Origin of the sequence: Rhodococcus sp. IEGM 1366, from assembly GCF_033142425.1 — a bacterium.
Classification (GTDB): domain Bacteria; phylum Actinomycetota; class Actinomycetes; order Mycobacteriales; family Mycobacteriaceae; genus Rhodococcus_F; species Rhodococcus_F globerula.
In genome coordinates this window covers 50,992-70,145 of the sequence record NZ_JAWLRZ010000020.1, presented here as the reverse complement: position 1 = coordinate 70,145, position 19,154 = coordinate 50,992, and the positions used below count along the sequence as shown (strand labels likewise).

Here is a 19,154-nt window from a genome sequence, read left to right as displayed (position 1 = left end):
CCCCGACGAGTACCGCGCCCAAACACCCGCCATCGCATAAGGTTCCATTAAGAGTCCAACTTTTGGGGTCCACTCCACTGTTGCGTGACTATTTCCCGAAGGGAACAGATCTCACCATCCATTCGCCGGAGCATCTGCTGGCCGTTGAGAACGAACTCAACAGCCGTCCCAGGGTCTTCCTCCAAGACCGTTGTCCGACAGAGTTGTTCACGGCTCTACTAGAGTTACAGAATCCGTCGGTGTTGCGACGTTGACTAGAACCCAAGGTGTCGTACCTTGATCAGTTTTCACCTGCCGTCGACATGTCCCCCACAAGCAGAGAACGAAGTGGCGTCGCATGTCACGGCCGACCGTCAAGCCTCCTGTGCCTTTTCTGTAACTGACACAACCAAAGACGATGACAGGCACTCAGTTTCACACCTCTCAGCGCTACCGAAAGTAGTCATATCAGCACGCCTGCAGACTTGTAGGCGCGAACTACGAGCGCAGTCTGCACCTGCCGAACACCGTCCAGTGCGAGAGACAGCCAGTAGGCCGATCTGCAGCCTGATTCACGCCCGGGCAGTCAAATGCATTCTGGAAAAGCAGATTGTCGACGATGAATGGACTTTTGCGCCGATGGTAGGATGCGTTTACGGACAAGCCGTTACATGGGAGCGAATGATGACCCTAATAGAGGCTTACAACACTGAGTTATGAATTGCCCTCATCAAGTCCAAGGTACTTCAGTGCAGCAGGCACCGTCACTTTAATCGAAAAATATAGCAGCACATATAGTTTGGGACAGGTTGCTACGGCACACCGCCTGGCCGTTCACTTTCAGGCGGGGACATCGGTCGCGATGATCTCCCGCCAAACCGCGGATCGGTCGGCCATCTCGGTACGCCATTCGGCGGCGGTCAGCAGGTGTCGGCGCGGCCGGAAATGTGGCGAGATGCCGCTGAACGCGGACAGGAACCGTTGCGCGTGCCCAGGTGAGGTGAAGCGTTTCATTGCACGTTCGCGTTGTCGGGTCGCTTGGTGCGAGTTCTCGGCGCGATTATTCAAATACTTCGACTGGCGATGCTCGACCGATCCCAGCAGTTCCCGGTGCGCCACCTGGTAGCTGCCCAGCTTGTCGGTGACGATCATCCGCGGAACATACTCCAAACCTTTGAGTAGACGCCGGAAGAACTTCTTGGCTGCCAACGCGTTTCGGCGTGACTGAACCAGCATCGAGAACGTTGCCGTCCTGATCGACAGCACGCCACAAATAATGTTGCCGACCATTGATCCGAATGAACACCTCGTCGAGGTGCCACTTGTCACCGGGTTCCGGGCATCGGCGGCGGAGCTCGTTGGCGTAGGCCTGCCCGAATTTGGCGCACCACCGCCCGATCGTCTCGTAGCTCACCACGACACCGCGGTCGAGCATGAGTTCCTCGACCTCACAGAAACTGAGTGGGAACCGAACGTACAACCACACGCAGTGGTAGATGATCTCGCCGCGGGTAGCGGTGACCTTTGTACAACGGCATCGAGGTTGTCACGCCACATTCTCCCAGTTTTCCGCGTTCAACAACGTGACAGTGCCATTTGGCAGGTTTCACGGAATTATTTGACACGGGGGTGACCATCAGGCGAGTTGAGGTGCCTGTAAACGGATGCTCGGCGGACACCGAGTGCTTCGGCGATCTTGCTCGTCGATCACTGGCCCAGGTCGGAAACTTACTGATGGAAACGGGTCGAAACACCGTTATCGAGAAACAGACCCGCCGAGCACGATGGTCGGACAATTCGCAGATAACTGTCCACGCTGGTGCCAATGGGCTCCGGGTGTGGCGGTCCCTGGGTATGAGGAACGGGCAATACCGTGGGTTGATGCGCTCGCGCCGACGTTCGAGCGAGGCTCTGTTGCATGACTTCACGCCCGCCCCGGATGTGGGTGCCGACAACGGTGTACGTACTCGTCGCGTTTGTGGCCAGCGGTATCCTCGTCGCCGCCCAGTCTGCGACCGGCCCCAATCCAGAACTGCTCGAATTGGTGCAGTTCGCACCCGCTGTCGCTGTGGCGGTGGTTCTTTTTGCGTGGAGGGGTAGATGGGTTGCGCCGTTCGAGGTGAGCCTGTGGCGGCCCGCCGCGGCTCCCACCCTTACTGCCGCCGCTTCGGTGCTGGTTATCTTGGCTTTTCCCGCAGTGGTGTTGGTCGCACTCGGAGGCAACGTAAGCGTCGCCGCGATACACGTCGAGTCGGAACCGATCGGGCTGCTCGTCCTCGCGCAGTGTGTCGGCGCCTGTGGTGAAGAGGTCGGATGGCGCGGCTTTCTGCAGCCCTACCTGCGCAGCAGATATTCCGTACTGGTCACCGGCATGCTGGTCGGCACAGTGTGGGGAGTGTGGCACGTGCAGGTCTTCGCGGCCGGACCCGCGTATGCGAGCGGCTTCTTACTGTCAACAATTACCATGTCGGTACTGTTAGCGGTCCTTCTTGACCCGTTCCGCAGTGGGAACCTGCTCATCGCCACTCTGTTCCACGCCGTCGCCAACCTGGGACTGTTGACGTTCAGCGACGCCGGCGGCCGAGAGCCGCTGCTTTGGACATTGATGGCAGTCGCCGCGGCATGCTGCGCCACGGCGATCCTGGCGGTCAGGAAGTTTCGCGGCGTTACAGACTCGGCGCCACGTGAGAGCGCTGTTTCCTGTTCGATCGATCCCAAGCTATCCCTCGACGGGACCTGTCGAGATTCCGATAATTTTCGATGCTGAATGGCTCACTCGGATCTACATGCGGCTGCTGATGATTTCCCTTGTCTCACCGTCTACTCGAAACCACCAATGAGCAACCAATGGTTGCATGACGGCGTACGACAGGCTAGCGTCATGTGCAACCAAACATTGCACATGGAGGATGAATGAAGAGCATGGAGTACGGCAGCATCGAACGAGAGATCTACGTCGACGCCTCGCCCGAGGTGGCCTTCGAGGTCGTCAGCAGCCCGGAGCACATCTCGCAATGGTGGACCGACGATGCCGAGGTCGAAGCCACTCCCGGCGCGGTCGGTGAACTGGTCTGGGGCGAGCGGGCGGAGGTCGTCCCGATCACCGTGGTGAGCGCTGAGCCGCCTCGATTGTTCTCCTTCCGATGGTGCTACCCAGACGGCAAGGTCAACGACGCCGCCAACTCGATGCTGGTCACCTTCGAACTCACCCCGTCGGGCACGGGCACCAAGATTCGGCTCATCGAGACGGGTTTTCGCGAGATGGGCTGGGAGGCTGCGAAGTTGGAGGAGCAATACCACGAGCACAGCATCGGTTGGGACACCTTCGTTCCCCGACTCGGGGAGTACCTCGCGCGGCTGGTGGCGACCCAATGACCACCGCCGTCGACGACGACCTGTGGTCCGCGATCGGGGATCCGACTCGTCGGCGGATGCTCGACCTGCTCCTGGCGGATGGAAATGGCACGGCCACCAGCCTCAGTGAGCAGCTGCCTGTGACACGGCAGGCCATCGCGAAACATCTCGGTGTGCTCGACCGTGTCGGCTTAGTGCACGCAACCCCTGCCGGGCGAGAGCGCAGGTACCGGGTGGACGAGGCGCAACTTGCTCGCGCGGTCGCGCAGCTGTCCTCGGTGGGGGCAGCATGGGACGCCAGGCTCCGGCGTATCAAGCGGATCGCCGAGACCATTCAGCGCACGAAAGACCGGCCCGGCATGGGGCAGTGAATTCATGAAAGTCATCCGAGAACCAACACTGAAAGGACGTACCGAAAATGGTGGACATCCTGCACAGGGTCGGTATCAAGTCGTCGGTAGCGGAGGTCTATGCGGCCTTGACCACTGCCGAGGGGCTTGCCGGCTGGTGGACGACCAACACGCAAGGTAACGGCAACGAGCTCGGCGGCGCGCTCCAATTCCGTTTCGGGGCCGGCGGATTCGACATGAAGGTCCTCGACCTTGACCCGGGCAGGCGCGTGCTCTGGGAGGTGGTCGACGGACCCGAAGAATGGATCGGCACACAGGTGGTCTGGGACCTCGATCAAGTCGACGACCACACCATCGTTCTCTTCAATCACCACGGTTGGAAGGAGCCCGTGGAATTCATGCACCACTGCAGCACCAAGTGGGCGGTCTTTCTGATGAGCCTGAAGTCGCTGATCGAAACCGGCAAAGGCGCTCCGGATCCCCACGACGTCAAGATCGACAACTGGAACTGACGTTCCGATCAAAGAGGAAGGGGATCCGAGGTCACTCGCAGGCAAGCGGCGTATCCGACAGCAAGGCAGTCGGGAACGCCCAACACCGATTTCGGCGGCGGAGCGCCGCCGAAACCGGAAACCACGCCACCACCAGACGATCACACGCAACTACCCATCAGCGACGACGCCGTCATGTGTGGGCTCCTACGCTCAACCTTGCTCGCACATGCCGATCAAGGCCGCGACATCACCGAACCCACCCTCCTCGGACTCCTCGCCATCACCGGCGCCCTCGAAGAACGCCTCACCCGGCTCAAAGCCACAATCCGCCCCTCCCCTACGCCATGACCCCACTCACACCACGCACCCACCGACGAAAACGCGGGCCCGAATTACTCGATATGGCAGCAGAAACTGCCGTCGTTCTCGGCTGCATCCTCTCCGCGATCATCGTCGTCTGGTGGGCCGCCTGAAAGAACCCCTCCTGCCGAAAGCGCAAAGACTGCAGGGTATTCGACGCAAGTTCTCGACACCTCGACCTCAGAACGAACTGGGGATACGCATCCTTCGCAGAAGTGTCGAAGACCGATTGAGACCAAGATCGACATTCGACGCCCGCCGATCATTGCACGTAATTCTCGGAACTACGGGCACTGGGATCCGTCAGACATGCCCGAGACATATTGTGGCGCACAAGATCCCTGGCCAGTATGACGACGGGGCGAACGGAAGCGTGTCCAGCTTCGCTTCGTGAATCGATCACCGGCGGTACCGCCTGATCGGCACGTGCGCGAACCAGCGTCGGTACCCCTCTACACGCGGGTCATCGCTGTGTGTGCGGCGCTTTCTTCAAGGTAATCGTCACTGCCCAGCTTTCCTTTTCCCCTAGGGCCCGAACGTGTTTGACGGCGACGGTAACTGAGTCGACCAAAGTGCGGAGAACGAACCATCCGAAGAACGTCATATCCGGGTTGATCGGGTCAGTCGTGACGGCACCGAGGTTCACGCGCACACCAGGGTCCTCGACCGCGACTACACAGGTGAGGGCACTGCAAGGAACGCTGTGATCGAGGAGGATGCCGGCAGCTTCGTCGACAGCGAGAACAAGATCAGCCAGATCGTCTGCCGCAAAGGCGTGGTCTGCGGCGACAGTCCGCACATGAGCGCGGACAACACCGAGTTGGTCAGGGGAAGCCGAAACGGACAGTGACTCGTCGATAATCATTTCTTCTCCATGACGATGCGCAGGTGGATCCAGCAAGGGGTGAGGCGTTCGGACTCTCGGTGCTCGCTCGCGATGATCAAGGCGCCAGTCCCGACCAGTAACGGCGACGCATTCACGAAGTGACTCTCATCGCCAGCCGACATGGACATACACCTTTCGGAGGATGTGTACGCCGACGCTCCCGGCACACAACATCGATACTTTTACGATGCATTCGTAGCCACACCGAGAACGGATCGAAAAGCGCGGAAAATAATGAGAAAGCCTGAATGCCGATCCAGGTCATGAGACAGGACAAGTCCATTGGGATCGCAAAATATCTGCAACACAACAACCTTCAAGATCGTTGGCAAAGTGACCCTCACACTGACCTGCAACGAGCGTTCAACCCTCCCTCACCCTGCACCGCACGGCGACCCTGATTTTCCGGCAACCAGTCGACGAGCACGCCACCCTGGGGCCGTCATCACCGCAGGTCACAGCAGAACAAACATGCGGGCTAAGCAACCAGCGTCCAACCAACCGGAAAGATCAGCCTTCCAACCAAAGTAAATCAACACTCAAGTAACTGTTACCTGCCGAAGACTGGCCTCCGACTGGGTGCCATATATGGGTTTTCGCTCCCGCGACTGCTGAGTCAGTCGCATGATCGAGTCGTCCCGCCGCCGTGACATCCCCCAGATCGGTGGCGGGACACAGAGCTCGGATCCCAGCTTCGAAATTTGAGGCAAGTCGGTCACCGTGATCGGTTACAGTTTCCTGTACGTATCACCGCACCCCCGAGGTAGTGATACGTAAGGCCCGCTGTAGTTAACACTCACCTGCGCTACAGCGGGCCACCACAATTTGGACACCGTAAAAAACGTTACGGTAAAAGAAGTTTGGTCCACTGACATGGTCTCCGAGACGGCACAGACAGGATACAGATCGGCGCACCGGGGCGCTTTCATCGCCGCGGCAGTGGGCATGTTGCGGACCGCACCTGCCCCAGCCACATCACATACCCACCGCTTTGCGTGAGTTCACTACGGCCGGCCACCACGAACAACAGACCCCGACACGCCATGAGATCCAGTTCGAACGGCGAATGAGTTTCAAGGCATCGGAAAAATTTCAAAAATTACTGCGCGGTACAGCTGAGATCCGGGGTTTCGCCGCAGGGTGCAATCCGGATCACCGGGTTAGGATCAATGTCAGTCTTCGTCGAGGCGCGGCAATGGACTGCCCTGACCCGTTGTAGCAGTTCAACATTCACGCCCGAAGGTAGGACAGCGATGCTCTGACGACGAGATACTCTCAGACATGCAACGACGCGCTGATCGCCTTGGCTACCGTCACCCAACGCCCGGCCAACGTCGTCAATCTTGTCGGCAACTACGCCATCCGCGTCGACCTCGAATACAACCGCTACCTGGTCGCCACCAACACCACCCGAGGACTCTCCGACGAACCCGACACCAGCGACTCCTGGACGGCTCGTATCTTTCACACCACTATCGCGGAAGTGCCGGACGCACTACTCGGCGAGGCTGCAGCCTCCGGGCTCATCAGCGCCTTCGCACATCTCGACACCGACGCCAACAACATTGTGCGGACGCCGACTTCGGTGCCATAGGACACACCGGCACACCCACACCAGCAGATGTCAAAGCATCGAATCACATATGTCCGTCTGCTGTTTCACTCGCCTGAGCAAGCCGGGCGGCCAAAATCGCGTTCTCCGCTTCCAACGAGAGAATCGTTCGAATTCCGACGAGATTGACCCCATCGGCGATCAACGCGGTAATACGGCCCAACGTCGCTAAATCCACTTCGCGGTACCGGCGGGTCCCGCCTCGGTACGTGACGGCGTCAACAACCCGCGCCGTTCGTACAGACGCAACGTCTGCGGACCGACCCCGGACAGCTCCGACATCACCGAGATGCCGTACACCCCACGCAGCGCACGCGATTGCGACTCCGACACAACACCCCTCTAGAAATTTGTTTGTCCGACCACACTACCAAGCTTGACATTTCAACTACACGAAGAATCCGATCAGGCGCCGGTCTTCGTACTGCTGGCGATCGTGCTTCTCTCATTGGCCTTTTCGCGCACGCCAGTCGGATGCGCCTGCCGTCGTCCCTGGTCCCGAATGTCGTAGAGGATCGCTCCAGTCGCAGGGCAGGCGTCCCGACACATCAGCTGTGCCGGTATTCGACACGACGAGAGGCGCGATCGGGACGCAGTCGACGGCGGTATCACCAGCAGGTCGGGTGTAGAACCAGCTACGAACTCAGTCCTTCAAAAGTCAGGTCCAACCCGACCAGAGGAAGAAAGATCCACCGACGGGCATTCTCGCTCGGGGGTTGGCTCCACGGCCGGTGACGTCCACCCTGCCGCTACGCCCGGTGCGTGCCCGAAAACAATCAACGCCGGGTGCTAATTCCAGTCGATGTGGACGGATTCGATCGAGTCGAAGTGGAAGCCGAAATCGTTGCTGTACCGGTCGAATCCCTTGTTCTCGGGATAGTCCATGGTGGCATGCCGCTCGAGCAATGCCACCACACGTGCGTTGTCGTCGTTGGCGAGGGCAGCGGCGAGTTCGCGCGATTCCTCTGCCGTGAACGGTACATCCGAGTTCGCGAAATCCAATGTGCGAACTCGGTAGTCGTATCCCTCTTCCGATCCGTTGCGCACCGAGACACCGCCCTTGACTCGGATGGTTGCTTTCTTGGGGGTACCGTCCGGGCGCAGGACGCCGGCACGGGTCATGATGTCGTCTGCTTTGACTTTCTTGAGTTTCTTCTTCGCATCGGCGCGCAGCTCATTCGTCTGACCTGACCTGTACCGGGAGACAGCGGATGGAGAGCGGCCGATCTTCTTCGCTACTGCACTGATTCCGCCGAGGCGCTCGATCGCCGCGCGGCGTTGTGCCCGCTAGGCGACGTCCGCGTGCGGGATGCGGCCCTGTTGGGCCCACCGGCGCAGGGTGCGTTCTTTCTCGTCGACGCGATTCAAGGAATCAACCATCTAGCTTCGAGATCCGACGACAGCTCGGCTGCAGCCCTCGATACCGTCGGTCCGAGTTCCAGACGGCGTTCCCGGGTCAGACGTGGCGTCGGCCCGAGCACACTGAGCGCGCCCAGCAGCCGACCGTAAGGGCCGAAGACCGGCGCAGACACGGCAGCAGCTCCTTCGATCCGGTCGACCACCGAGTGCCCGAAACCACGTTCGGCAATGACTTCGGTGATACAAGCGAGCTCATGCCGATCAGTGATGGTGACCGCGGTATGTGGCCGCATGTCACCGGACAACACATGTTCCCTGTCCTCCGGACTGACGAATGCAAGTAGCGTGAGCCCGGTACTCCCGACATACAGCGGTGAGCGTCGTCCGATCTCGACTCGCATCCGCACCGGTTGCGTGCTTTCAATCTGTGTCACGTTGATCCACTCGAGGCCGGCGAGAACGCTCAAGGCCACGGTCTCCCCACTCAGCTCGTATAGCCGATGCATGTAAGGCACCGCAGTGTCCTGCAGGGGGCAATCCTGAATGACGCGGGCGCCGAGTGCTGCCGCGACTTGGCCCAGTCGGTAGGTGCGGGTGACCGGGTCGTGGACCAATAGCCCTCCGTGGTCGACGAGAGTCTGCAGGATCCGGTGAACCACCGATTTCGAGATACCGAGCTTACGTGCTAAGGCTGTGACGCCGAGTGGAGATTCCTCGAGAAACGCAAGGAGTACATCGGATACCCGGGCGGCGGACTCCGTGCCCGGGTGCTGTGCCTTCATGGGAGAAATACATCCTTCGTCGAGAATTTGACCAGGAATCGTCCTGCTGAGTCGTCGACATCAGCGAAGCACAAAATCGTCTCCAGCTGGACCAGTAATGTTCCGCCGGAGACGATTCCGAAACTATGTGTGCGTCACGGCATCGCTACTACGAGATCGACCGTCAGATCGCAGCCCGGCACCTCCTGACAACCAGGCGGGGTCTCGAAGAATCCGCTGGCCGGCAGTCCGTCGGCAAACGGGTCACGCCACGCCTCGAAGAATGCGGGTAGGTCGGACAAGTCGGAGAGGAAGGCGTCGACCTTGACGGCATTCTCGATCGACGTACCTGCCGCCTCGCAGATCGCGGCCACGCCGTCGTGTATCCGGTGCACCTGGTCGGCGATGTGGCGTCGGGAATGTGGCATGCCGCGGCGGCTCGAGGCCGAGTAGTCGCTGGCTCCGCTCGGGCTTCGACCGAGTTGGGTGGAGAGGAAGAGAAGTGGACCCGATCGCACTGCTTGCACACTGTGACCTAGCGCATCGAGTGCATTCGGGGTGTGGATGACCTGACGGTCACCACCCTGGTCTGGACGTGCCACCACCACATAGATCTCGACGTTGCCGCCCTTGACTCCTCCGATGCCGGAGCACGGCACCACGGCGCGGGCCGGTGGTTCAGTGGGCCAGTGCTTGCTCCAGACCTCGTCGACGGCTGGCAGGTTCCGCATGCCCTCAGGTGTCAGGTACAGCACTACTTTGACGACGTCTTTCCAGTGCGCGCCGGCGGCCTCCATTGTGATCCGGATCTGTCGCAGTGTCTCCTCGGTCTCCTGCGCTACCTGATTTCCATACCAGATATGCGCAGGCACACGTGCTTTCGGATGTAGTCCATTTTCGAAGTCGGTGGCGATGAACCCTGCACTGAATACCCAGGGGCCCGCCTCGACGCCGACCGAGTAGCCGCCGAGCGGATTGTGGACATCGTGCGCGTAGGCGGTCTTCGTGATCCCGGAATCGGCAAGGAGCGACACGAGTTGGACTTCGATGTCGGTGTCGGCGGCTACCAGTCGGTCGACCGGAAGCAAGCAGCTGGCGGGGCGATCGCTGAGCAGGAACTCGTCGCGGGTCTGGATGTACGGGTGCGAAACGCGCCGCCAGTCCTCCCAGAACAGATCGTACGGATCCCGCATCTGCTCGTGGCGCGATACGTCGCCGTGATAGCTGGGCTGCCACTGATTGATGGATACACCGGCGTCGAGGGATGACCCGACAGCAGTCAATGCGGCATCGAGCTTCCGATATGTTTCCCGCACCTGCAGTTTGACAGGATGTCCCGTCGACAGCGGCAAACCTGAGTCGGGTGCGGCAGCGGACGCAAGTTCGCCTGTAGCCCAGTCGGTTCCGGACATGGAAGCAGTGAAGGCGAATGGTCCGGCAGTGACAACGGAACTGCTGGGATACCAGTCGGGGAAATCTGCCCCGGGGATGTTGTGAACGGCACGACGTGCAGACATATCGATCGCTTTCTGTCCGAGGTCCGAGCACACAGAAATGGTGTCGGTACCGAGTAGCGGGGATGTCATGACCGGAAATGGTCGAGGTGGGACGGTGACCTGACCCGTCGGCAACGACAGTCGATCATGGCCGCAGGATCCAGTCAACTCAGGACGGAACGAACCCCACAATCCACTATTGTCCCTCTCAGCGGAACACTGACCTTTCAGGCGATTGCACTCATCGCCACAGCTACTGCCACCAAAGCTGCGGTGAAAGATGTTCTGTAAACACGTTATTAACATCGGCCACGTTGATCGAAACAATCTACCGCCTAGCATCGGAACCACAACAAGTCGCTAGATCTACTACGTTCCGCTCAGCGGTACACAGTCGGGACCGGCAGGCCCGCACATCCCTGCCCACGCTTCCAGCCTCGGAGACCCCATGCAGTCATCGATCTCGCGGACCATCGATACCCGCTCCACCATCACCCGCCATCGCCGTGCCGGCGTTGCGGTCGTTGCCGCCGCACTGTCCGTCGCGGTAGTTTCAGGCTGCTCGCCCGACAGCGGAAGCACAACCGCCGCAGCCGCCGCTGCAGCCGCAGAATGCGAGTCCGCCACCCCCGTGACCATCATGATGGGCACGTCCGACATGGATATCTCGTACTCGCCATATGCGTTGCTCGCCAACCAACTCGGGTATTTCGCAGAGGAATGCATCGACGCGACCGTAACCACGACGGGCGGGCAGACCACCACCCAACAGGCGTTGATCGGCAAGGCTGCCGATATAACCCTGCAGACGCCGGACAGCTTGGTCGTGGCAGCGGAAAAGGAACGCCTTCCGATCAAGATGTTCTACAACCTGATTCCCCGATCAACGTACGAAATCGTCTCTCTCCCCGGCGGGGACGTAACCTCCGACAAGGACCTCGCAGGCGCCGTAATCGGCTTGCCGGCTCTGACGGATTCACTCAAGGCGTACGTCACGGCGAGACTCAAGGATGCCGGCATTCCCACAGACGGGGTGCAGTTCATTGCCACTGGATACGGCGGGACCTCGATGGAGGCACTCAAGAGCGGCCAGATCGATGCCTTCGTGGGCTGGCCCGGACTGTGGGCTGCGTACCGCAACTCGGGGTACGAAATGAGTGTTCTTCCCGAACCATCTTGGCAGACAGATTATTACGGCATGGGTATGGGTGCTCTCGATTCCTACATCGACGAGAACCCGGAGATCATCGAGGGAGTCAGTCGGGCACTGGCAAAATCGTCTGTATTCCTGTCCGAGAATCCGACGCAGGCAATCGAACTCTTCTGGGACGAGTTCCCGGCACGTGGTCCCCTACCTGGCGAGGACAAGCAAAAGTCCCAGGATCAGACCATGGCGGTACTAGAATCCACAATGAAACTGATGGACATCGGCACCGCACCGGCGGATCAGCAGTGGGGTAAGCAAACTGAAGAACGCTGGAAGTCGCAGGTGCAGTACAACATCGACGCCGGCCTGGTAACCAAAGATCTCGACCCGAATCTCTTCTTCACCAACGAATTCAACGAAGCCGCCAACGATTTCGATCGAGCACCGATCATCGAGCAGGCGGATGCTCAGTGACCGCCGCCGGCACCTCGAGTGCAGTTGCCGCCGAGCGCAGCGCAGAGCGCGGCGCGAGCATTACCGTCGAATCCGTCACCAAGGTTTTCAAAACCCGCGACGGCGGATCCATCCACGCATTGGCGGACTCCTCAATGACAATCGAGGCAGGAAGTTTCGTCTCCGTCCTCGGCCCCAGTGGCTGCGGCAAGTCCACACTAATGCGATTGATCGCCGGGTTGTCCACTCCAACCCAGGGACGAATTCTTATCGGCGACGCCGTCGTCAACGGTCCCAGCCCCAAGATCGGGATCGCCTTCCAGCAGGCAGTTCTACTGCCTTGGTACACAGTCGCGCAAAACGTGAAAATGCCCGCAATGCTCAATCGCACGCTGTCCAAATCCGACATCGACCAGCGTTGTCGGGAACTACTCGACATGGTCAAGCTCACCGGTCTGGACGAGAAGTACCCGACCGAACTCTCAGGCGGCATGCAGCAGCGCGTCGCCATCGCCCGGTCATTGATCAACAACCCCCCGATTATCCTCATGGACGAACCCTTCGGCGCACTGGACGCACTCACACGTGAACACATGAACGACGAGTTGCTCCGTATCTGGGAGATGACCGGAGCGACAGTCGTATTCATCACCCACGACATCTCCGAAGCGGTCTACCTGTCGGACAGAGTGATCACCATGTCGCCCCGGCCAGGTCGCATAGTCAGCGATCTCGAGGTCGGTCTGCCTCGCGACCGCAACGAGAGCACACGCACGCTACCCCGATACATCGAACTGACCAGCCACATCCGGTCCCTGATCGGTCATTGAGAAAGGGCTCCGATGAGTGCACCTTCCGTGGATACCGTGGTTTCAGGACTCGGCACCACATCCTCCCCCGACGACGCCGCAACGCCGGCTCCGCCCGTTGACAGTACTGACGACGACAAACTCACCCCCGCAAATGTCGCATTACTCATCGGCCGCAAGCTGGGATTACTGATCCTCCAGGTTGCCGCTGCAATCGCCGTGTGGCAGGCAATCGTTTCGATCTTCTCGATCAGTCCTCAGGTTCTTCCTGGTCCATTACCCGTGTGGGATTCGTTGATCGGGCTCATCCGTTCGGGGATCGTCTTCGAGGCAGGGTGGGTGACGCTGCAGGAAACACTATTGGGCTTTGTCATCGGTGCGGCACTGGGAATTGGCTTGGCCGTCCTGCTCACCGAAGTTCCCGTCCTGCACAGACTCGTCAATCCCTACATCGTTGCATTTCAAGCAATGCCCAAGATTGCGGTTGCCCCACTGTTGTTGATCTGGTTCGGATTCGGTATGACGTCGAAGGTCGTGCTTGTTGTCGTCATGGTGTTCTTCCCAATTCTGGTGAACATGTACACCGGCCTCAACAGCGTGGGCAAGGACCAACTCGACCTCATGCGCGCCTACCGAGCAAGCCGATGGGACACGCTACGACGGGTGCGTATCTATGCAGCACTACCGTTCCTCCTCGCCTCGTTCGAAGTGAGCTTCGTACTCGCACTCACAGCTGCAGTTGTCGCCGAGATCCTCGGTTCGGGAACCGTCGTCGGACTGGGAACGCTGCTGCAGATGTACAACGCACGCGTCGACATGGGCGGCATGTTCGCCACCGTCGTAGTGCTCTCGGTGATGGGCATGCTTCTCTATGCCTCCGTCAAGATGGGCTCTCGATACCTACTTCGCTGGAATCAGAATCCGGGAAATTAATGCCGAAATCACTCTTCGAAAGGAAGGCCTGAGCCAGTGGCGACAGGACTCAAACAACGCGGCCGCGCCAACTTCAACTTCCTCGCCGACCTCGCCGCGTGGAGCGGCAAGGAACTCCAGGCCAAAGCTGAACAGGACCTCGAGGCCTTACTCGACGGCATAGATCTTCCGGAGGGCGAGCAGCAGCGCATCCGCGCAGCCGCGGCCCTACTCGAACAGTCACAGAACTACACCTGGGACCGCTTCTACACCCGATTCTCCGGTGAACGCCAGTTCGTCGCCGCCCGCGAGGCCTACGACGACGGCACCGACATCGTCGAAGCCGAGTACTCCGCGAACGCCGACAAGGGCGGCGATATCGTGCTCGATCCCACCATCGTGCCCCCGAAGTACTGGAGCGAGACCGAGTTCCACCTCGCGCCCGGTGGCTGGGAAGGTCACGCGCGTATGGGGTTCATGATCCACGATTACGTGTACGACTTGTTGTTCGCCACCGGCGGTATCGGAGCGGTAAAGCCCGGTGAGTCGTTCGCCGATCAGCGCTACACCGCCGCCCAGCAGGGCCGCGCCGATCACTACGACCGGATCCTGGAACTGGGAATCGGCACCGGCCGCTACGCCGCCGCCATCCAGCGCGCCTACCCGGAGGCAAAGATTTCCGGTGTCGAACTCGGCCGCACCGAACTCGAACACGCCAAGCTGATCGCCGCCCGCAACGGCTACGAGTGGGACCTGCGCCAAGCCGCCTGCGAGGCGACCCCGTACGAGGACAACACGTTCGACCTGACGACTGCGTTCATCCTGCTGCACGAGGTGCCGGTTCCCGCCGCCAAGGACATCCTCACCGAATCGTTCCGCGTCACCAAGCCCGGTGGGGAAATCCTCATCGCCGACGTCGCCCCGTACCGCTACCAGGATTCGCTGTTCCGGTGCGTGGTCCTGGACTGGGAGACCGAAAACCGCGACGAGCCGTTCTGGCGGGGTGCGCTCCTGCAGGACCGCGCACAATTGCTGCGGGACGCCGGTTTCGTCGACGTCGAGGACTACGGCGTCGGACCGGGCAACTATCCGTGGGTCACCCGCGGTGTCAAACCTACCGGCGCCTGAACATTCGTCCGAGAACCATTCCTAGAGAGGGACTTCCAGTATGTCCAGCCCGTCTTACCTTCAGAACGCGACGAACGACGAACTCGCGCGTATGGTCACCGCTCTCACCGAGGAACTGTGGATCCTGCGCGACCGGGTGATGACTCTCGAGCAGGTACTCGAGGACGCCGACGTCGTCACCGTGGACGACGTCGATCTGCATGAACCCGCCGAGGCGCTTGACGCGCGTCTGCGCCGTGAGCGTCAGCGCGTGATCCACAAGGTCCTCGGCGCACCCCTGGCGGTGGCCCGATGACCACCACCGCGACTCCCGCTTCGCTCATTGCCGATGCCGAACTCCATTCGCTCGGAACCATTCTCGACCTGACCGGAAAAACTGTACTGATCACCGGAGCCGGGTCCGGCATCGGACGCACCCTCGCTCTCGGGCTGGCCCGAATGGGCATGAACGTCGCGGCAGTCGGGCGCCGCACCGAGCTACTCACCGAACTCGAGATCGAAGCTGACGCCGCAGGTCTTTCGATCATCGGTGTCGTCGCGGACGTCACCGACGGCTCACAGATCGATGCGGCGGTAGCCACCACCGTCGAGCGGTTCGGCGCATTGCACTGCGCCGTCGCCAATGCGGGCATCGCGGCCGTCGAGCCAGCGATCGACATGGCCGAAGACGCGTTCCGCTCCGTCATGGACACCAACGTCGTCGGCGTCTTCAACACGGCTCGAGCAGCAGCGCGGGCGATGTCGGACGGTGGATCGATGGTCCTCACGAGCTCGAGCTTCGCCAAACGCGGGTTCGACCTGTGGGCTCCCTACAACGCGAGTAAGGCTGCCGTGTCGATGCTCACCGAGACGCTGGCCAGCGAATGGGCCGGTAGCGGGATCCGTGTCAATGCAATCGCCCCGACCGCGACTCTCACCGACGTCAACGCCGAACTCTTCGACGACCCCGAGTTCGCAGCCGGGGTCATCGCCGGGATTCCCGCCGGCCGGATCCTCGCCCCGGCAGAACTGTTGCTGCCCACAGCGTTCCTGCTGAGCTCACGCAACGCAATGCTGCTGGGTCACACGTTGTACGTGGACGGCGGTCAATCACTGTGACCTCGCGGACCGTACTGATCCCGGAATGGGTCCTCACCGGCGACGGTGTCGTTCGAACCGGATGCGCCGTCGTCGTCGAGGACGAGAAAATCACGGCAATAGTCTCCGCTGACGAGACAGTAGCCGACGCGATACGCATCCAGCTACCCAGGCATCTCCTGATGCCCGGCCTGGCGAACCTGCACACCCACGTCGGTGCTGGCCCGATTGCTCGCGCTATCTCGGAGGATTACTCCATTCCAGCGGGAATGCCTTTCTACGTGCCGCTTTCACAATTATGGAAGCACGCGTACAGCGATGAGTTGCGTGATCAGTATCGGTCCGTTGTCCAGTGGGATCTGCTGGCGATGATGCGCACCGGCACCACCACCGTGGTCAACCATGCCTCCACTGATGCGGAGGGATATTTCGACATCGCACTCAAGTCCGGTGTGCGAACGTTTGCAGGCCCGACCGTCCCGCTGAACGTCACACATCGACTCGGCCGGCTTCAGGACGGGCACGCGCATCGCCGCGACCTTGCTGCTCTCGATAGCCAGATCGACGAACTCGCCGACATGCGAAAACTATTCGCGCAGTGGAACGGTCGAGATGGCAGAATTTCGGTCCTGCTCGGCCCCGCCGCCGTCCACGCCGTCGAACCGACAGTACTCGAGTCGGTTGCGAAGCTCGCAGACGAGTTCGACTGCCTGGTAACAACGCACCTGTGTCAGGCTCCTAGCGAATTGTCCGAGACGAATCGACGATACGGATTGACGCCACTGCGGGTCCTCGATCGCATGGGCCTGACAAACCATCGACTGCTCGCCGCCCACGGTACCTACCTCCCCGACGCCGATCTCGAGCTTGCAGCCGATTCCGGTATGACGTTGGTGCACTGCGCTTCCCGCAAGGCCAAGGAGGCGATGATCTCTCCGTCCGTCCGATTCCGGGATGCAGGCATCACCGTCGGCTTGGGCACCGATGGGTTCTCGTGCGACATGGTGGAAGAACTCAAGTTTGCGGCGATCCTGGGCAAGATCGGTACCGCCGCAACCGATCGCCCCACCGCATTCGAGACAGTGCGTGTCGCAACCTCCGGAGCTGCAAAATCACTGGGCCGCAGTGATCTCGGTTCCATACAGGTCGGAGCAACAGCCGACCTCATCGCCATCGACCTGTCCGGTCCCGTGACCGGGCCGGTCTTCGATCCGCTGCAGACACTGGTGTACTACGGCAATGGCCGCGACGTGGCTTTCTCCATGATCGGTGGACGAATCATCATGCAGCACGGCCGATTCACCGGAGCTGATCTCGATTCTGTGCGCCGCGCCGCGCAAGACGCACTCGCCGGCATCTGGGAGCACGCCGTCCGTGAGGGTCTCATTGCGGAGGCTCTCCCATCAGCGGTTGGTCGCCCAGTTCGAGGGGTACCGACATGCCTGACCTGTTGAGCTCGCTCGCGGTTAACGCAGTCCGCGCTCCACACGGCCGTGCCCTGGTTTCGGCGAGCGGCCGAACCCTTAACTGGAGTCAGCTTTCTCAGCGCCTGACGCGCTTGGTCGCCGGTTTCCGCGAACGCGGTCTCGAACCCGGAGCGCACGTCGCGATCGGCATCTATCACGGCACCATTGCGCTCGAACTCTATCTCGCTGCGCAGGCTGCGGGTCTGGTGCCAGTGGTTCTCGGCCGTGGACTAGGCCAACACCTGCCAGCCGTCCTCGCCGATCTCGATGTACGGGAGGCATTCCTCGGGCCGGAGTGGGATGTCGAAACCTCAGCTAGCACTGCCCAACTGTGGCGCGTCGACGATCCCGAGACTCTCTACGCCTCGATCGACAGCACCGCCCCGACCTCGTGGGTTCCCGAGCGCGCGGACGACGCGATCTCGTCGATCCAGTTCTCCACCGGCAGCACCGGCATCCCCAAGGGACTAGTGAAGACTGTCGGCGCGGATTGGTACGACGCGGTCAACCGCTGCCTCGCAATGGGCGTGCGCCCCGGAGACAGTTGGGTCGCCGCCGCACCGTCCAATACGAACGTCGCGATCGGCGCGTTCCGATGCACGATTCTCATGGCTGGCACGGTACTTGCACTCGACACTGTGTCGCCGGAAGCTATCGACGCGTTGACGGTCGACGGAGTCTCCATCCTTCCGCTGCAATCACATGACTGGCGTCAGATGCTCGAATCCGGGAAAGCGCCAGCACTTCTCGATCGTGGCCTCCGGTTGGCGATCGCCACCGGCGGAACCGCCACCCCTGCCGTACTGGCCCGCTTGGACGCCTTGATGGCAGGCCACGGAGACGTCCTCAACATCTACGGGCTGACAGAAGCCGGATCGGTCGCGGTGTCCACCTCCGCGATCCGCGCGCTAGCAGGCCCCTTCTGCGTGGGCATCCCCGGCCCACTGGTGCAGATCGATGTCACCGACACCAGCAATGACTCCACCGAACCAGATAACACCGACGGTTGGGGCAGAGTACGAGTGCGTGGGAACACCGTCTCTCCTCGCTACCTCACCTTCGGAACCGAGCCGAGCGAGGACATTGGTAGCGTTGATGGCGTTGACGCAGGTTGGCTCGATACCGGCGACGTCGGCCGGTTCGACGTCGCCGGTCGGCTCGAAATCGTCGGCCGTTGGAAGGACGCATTTCGCGTGGACGGGCGGTGGGTGATAGCGGGCGAACTCGAAGCTGCCGCTGCCGCAGTGCCTGGTGTCAAAGAAGGAGTCCTCGTCGCTACGGGTCGCTCGGACACAGCCGACTGCCACGCAGTCGGCTACCTGTACATCGCCGACACCGATCATCCGGCAGAGGAGCAGATCCGTACTGCGCTCGGCACCGTCGCATCGGCAGTCGTGCTGCGGGTCGACTCGCTCCCCCGCAATTTCGGCGGCAAGACGGACCGGCGTACTGCGTGCGAGATTCTGGAAGCAGCGCTGTACAGGGGAACGCTCAGGTGAACCGAGGCAGCC

Annotated in this window: 19 protein-coding genes and 3 pseudogenes; 15 read left to right on the top strand and 7 right to left on the bottom strand. The window is 60.9% G+C overall.

Features of this window, described 5'->3' with window-relative positions; all coding sequences use genetic code 11:
- Positions 1-819: 819 nt before the first annotated feature.
- Positions 820-1,414 (bottom strand): annotated as a pseudogene (locus R4P64_RS32960) (IS6 family transposase).
- 483 nt (positions 1,415-1,897) lie between these two features.
- Between R4P64_RS32960 and R4P64_RS32955 the strand changes: the two are divergent.
- The 6 genes from R4P64_RS32955 to R4P64_RS32930 all read left to right on the top strand — a co-directional run bounded on the left by R4P64_RS32955 (position 1,898) and on the right by R4P64_RS32930 (position 4,650).
- The gene (locus R4P64_RS32955) at positions 1,898-2,746 is read left to right on the top strand and encodes a type II CAAX endopeptidase family protein (protein ID WP_317824364.1); all 849 of its coding nucleotides are present in this window, start codon (positions 1,898-1,900) and stop codon (positions 2,744-2,746) included.
- Between the two features lie 146 nt (positions 2,747-2,892).
- The gene (locus R4P64_RS32950; protein ID WP_317824362.1) at positions 2,893-3,354 is read left to right on the top strand and encodes an SRPBCC domain-containing protein; all 462 of its coding nucleotides are present in this window, start codon (positions 2,893-2,895) and stop codon (positions 3,352-3,354) included.
- Positions 3,351-3,704, top strand: coding sequence for a metalloregulator ArsR/SmtB family transcription factor (locus tag R4P64_RS32945; protein ID WP_317824360.1), 354 nt, complete (start codon positions 3,351-3,353; stop codon positions 3,702-3,704). The genes R4P64_RS32950 and R4P64_RS32945 overlap by 4 nt, the downstream gene beginning before the upstream one ends.
- 47 nt (positions 3,705-3,751) lie before the next feature.
- Positions 3,752-4,195, top strand: a complete 444-nt coding sequence (locus R4P64_RS32940) for an SRPBCC domain-containing protein (protein ID WP_317824358.1) — start codon at positions 3,752-3,754, stop codon at positions 4,193-4,195.
- A gap of 174 nt (positions 4,196-4,369) precedes the next feature.
- The gene (locus R4P64_RS32935; RefSeq protein WP_317824356.1) at positions 4,370-4,525 is read left to right on the top strand and encodes a hypothetical protein; all 156 of its coding nucleotides are present in this window, start codon (positions 4,370-4,372) and stop codon (positions 4,523-4,525) included.
- Positions 4,522-4,650, top strand: coding sequence for a hypothetical protein (locus tag R4P64_RS32930; protein WP_317824354.1), 129 nt, complete (start codon positions 4,522-4,524; stop codon positions 4,648-4,650). Before R4P64_RS32935 ends, R4P64_RS32930 begins: the two co-directional genes overlap by 4 nt.
- Positions 4,651-5,000: 350 nt before the next feature.
- Here R4P64_RS32930 and R4P64_RS32925 read toward each other — a convergent pair whose 3' ends face one another.
- Positions 5,001-5,402 (bottom strand): ATP-binding protein, encoded by a 402-nt coding sequence (locus R4P64_RS32925; RefSeq protein ID WP_317824352.1) that lies wholly within the window; start codon positions 5,400-5,402, stop codon positions 5,001-5,003.
- Entirely contained in the window at positions 5,399-5,545 is a 147-nt protein-coding gene (locus R4P64_RS32920; RefSeq protein WP_317824350.1) for a hypothetical protein, read from the bottom strand. Before R4P64_RS32920 ends, R4P64_RS32925 begins: the two co-directional genes overlap by 4 nt.
- A 1,181-nt stretch (positions 5,546-6,726) precedes the next feature.
- On the opposite strand from R4P64_RS32920, the gene R4P64_RS32915 reads away from it, so the two are divergent.
- A complete protein-coding gene (locus R4P64_RS32915) occupies positions 6,727-7,017 on the top strand; it encodes a hypothetical protein (protein WP_411742754.1) in 291 nt (96 codons plus the stop codon).
- A 43-nt stretch (positions 7,018-7,060) separates the two neighbouring features.
- Here R4P64_RS32915 and R4P64_RS32910 read toward each other — a convergent pair.
- The 4 genes and pseudogenes from R4P64_RS32910 to R4P64_RS32895 form a co-directional block, all read right to left on the bottom strand.
- Positions 7,061-7,317 (bottom strand): annotated as a pseudogene (locus tag R4P64_RS32910) (MerR family transcriptional regulator).
- Positions 7,318-7,824: 507 nt separating this feature from the next.
- A pseudogene (locus tag R4P64_RS32905) lies at positions 7,825-8,382 on the bottom strand (hypothetical protein); the annotation flags it as partial.
- Positions 8,383-8,399: 17 nt separating this feature from the next.
- Positions 8,400-9,176, bottom strand: a complete 777-nt coding sequence (locus R4P64_RS32900; RefSeq protein ID WP_317824348.1) for an IclR family transcriptional regulator — start codon at positions 9,174-9,176, stop codon at positions 8,400-8,402.
- A 134-nt stretch (positions 9,177-9,310) separates the two neighbouring features.
- Entirely contained in the window at positions 9,311-10,741 is a 1,431-nt protein-coding gene (locus R4P64_RS32895) for a RidA family protein (RefSeq protein WP_317824346.1), read from the bottom strand.
- Positions 10,742-11,099: 358 nt separating this feature from the next.
- Here R4P64_RS32895 and R4P64_RS32890 point away from each other — a divergent pair, with 358 nt between their 5' ends.
- The 8 genes from R4P64_RS32890 to R4P64_RS32855 are packed head-to-tail and all read left to right on the top strand — an operon-like array spanning position 11,100 to position 19,142.
- Positions 11,100-12,272, top strand: a complete 1,173-nt coding sequence (locus R4P64_RS32890) for an ABC transporter substrate-binding protein (protein ID WP_317824344.1) — start codon at positions 11,100-11,102, stop codon at positions 12,270-12,272.
- Positions 12,269-13,081: an ABC transporter ATP-binding protein gene (locus R4P64_RS32885; RefSeq protein WP_317824343.1), complete on the top strand. Its 813-nt coding sequence runs from the start codon at positions 12,269-12,271 to the stop codon at positions 13,079-13,081. Before R4P64_RS32890 ends, R4P64_RS32885 begins: the two co-directional genes overlap by 4 nt.
- A gap of 12 nt (positions 13,082-13,093) precedes the next feature.
- On the top strand, positions 13,094-13,993 hold the full coding sequence (locus R4P64_RS32880; RefSeq protein ID WP_317824342.1) for an ABC transporter permease: 900 nt from the start codon (positions 13,094-13,096) through the stop codon (positions 13,991-13,993).
- Between the two features lie 36 nt (positions 13,994-14,029).
- The gene (locus R4P64_RS32875; RefSeq protein WP_317824341.1) at positions 14,030-15,100 is read left to right on the top strand and encodes a class I SAM-dependent methyltransferase; all 1,071 of its coding nucleotides are present in this window, start codon (positions 14,030-14,032) and stop codon (positions 15,098-15,100) included.
- A gap of 40 nt (positions 15,101-15,140) precedes the next feature.
- Positions 15,141-15,395, top strand: coding sequence for a hypothetical protein (locus R4P64_RS32870; protein ID WP_317824339.1), 255 nt, complete (start codon positions 15,141-15,143; stop codon positions 15,393-15,395).
- Positions 15,392-16,198 (top strand): SDR family NAD(P)-dependent oxidoreductase, encoded by an 807-nt coding sequence (locus tag R4P64_RS32865; RefSeq protein WP_317824338.1) that lies wholly within the window; start codon positions 15,392-15,394, stop codon positions 16,196-16,198. The genes R4P64_RS32870 and R4P64_RS32865 overlap by 4 nt, the downstream gene beginning before the upstream one ends.
- Positions 16,195-17,631, top strand: a complete 1,437-nt coding sequence (locus R4P64_RS32860; protein WP_317824337.1) for an amidohydrolase family protein — start codon at positions 16,195-16,197, stop codon at positions 17,629-17,631. The genes R4P64_RS32865 and R4P64_RS32860 overlap by 4 nt, the downstream gene beginning before the upstream one ends.
- The gene (locus tag R4P64_RS32855; protein ID WP_317824336.1) at positions 17,616-19,142 is read left to right on the top strand and encodes a class I adenylate-forming enzyme family protein; all 1,527 of its coding nucleotides are present in this window, start codon (positions 17,616-17,618) and stop codon (positions 19,140-19,142) included. The genes R4P64_RS32860 and R4P64_RS32855 overlap by 16 nt, the downstream gene beginning before the upstream one ends.
- Positions 19,143-19,154 lie beyond the last annotated feature (12 nt).

Coding starts and splice junctions, on each gene's coding strand:
- R4P64_RS32955 (WP_317824364.1), top strand. CDS start 1,898: ATGACTTCACGCCCGCCCCGGATGTGGGTGCCGACAACGGTGTACGTA.
- R4P64_RS32950 (WP_317824362.1), top strand. CDS start 2,893: ATGAAGAGCATGGAGTACGGCAGCATCGAACGAGAGATCTACGTCGAC.
- R4P64_RS32945 (WP_317824360.1), top strand. CDS start 3,351: ATGACCACCGCCGTCGACGACGACCTGTGGTCCGCGATCGGGGATCCG.
- R4P64_RS32940 (WP_317824358.1), top strand. CDS start 3,752: ATGGTGGACATCCTGCACAGGGTCGGTATCAAGTCGTCGGTAGCGGAG.
- R4P64_RS32935 (WP_317824356.1), top strand. CDS start 4,370: ATGTGTGGGCTCCTACGCTCAACCTTGCTCGCACATGCCGATCAAGGC.
- R4P64_RS32930 (WP_317824354.1), top strand. CDS start 4,522: ATGACCCCACTCACACCACGCACCCACCGACGAAAACGCGGGCCCGAA.
- R4P64_RS32925 (WP_317824352.1), bottom strand. CDS start 5,402: ATGATTATCGACGAGTCACTGTCCGTTTCGGCTTCCCCTGACCAACTC.
- R4P64_RS32920 (WP_317824350.1), bottom strand. CDS start 5,545: ATGTCGGCTGGCGATGAGAGTCACTTCGTGAATGCGTCGCCGTTACTG.
- R4P64_RS32900 (WP_317824348.1), bottom strand. CDS start 9,176: ATGAAGGCACAGCACCCGGGCACGGAGTCCGCCGCCCGGGTATCCGAT.
- R4P64_RS32895 (WP_317824346.1), bottom strand. CDS start 10,741: ATGACATCCCCGCTACTCGGTACCGACACCATTTCTGTGTGCTCGGAC.
- R4P64_RS32890 (WP_317824344.1), top strand. CDS start 11,100: ATGCAGTCATCGATCTCGCGGACCATCGATACCCGCTCCACCATCACC.
- R4P64_RS32880 (WP_317824342.1), top strand. CDS start 13,094: ATGAGTGCACCTTCCGTGGATACCGTGGTTTCAGGACTCGGCACCACA.
- R4P64_RS32870 (WP_317824339.1), top strand. CDS start 15,141: ATGTCCAGCCCGTCTTACCTTCAGAACGCGACGAACGACGAACTCGCG.
- R4P64_RS32865 (WP_317824338.1), top strand. CDS start 15,392: ATGACCACCACCGCGACTCCCGCTTCGCTCATTGCCGATGCCGAACTC.
- R4P64_RS32855 (WP_317824336.1), top strand. CDS start 17,616: ATGCCTGACCTGTTGAGCTCGCTCGCGGTTAACGCAGTCCGCGCTCCA.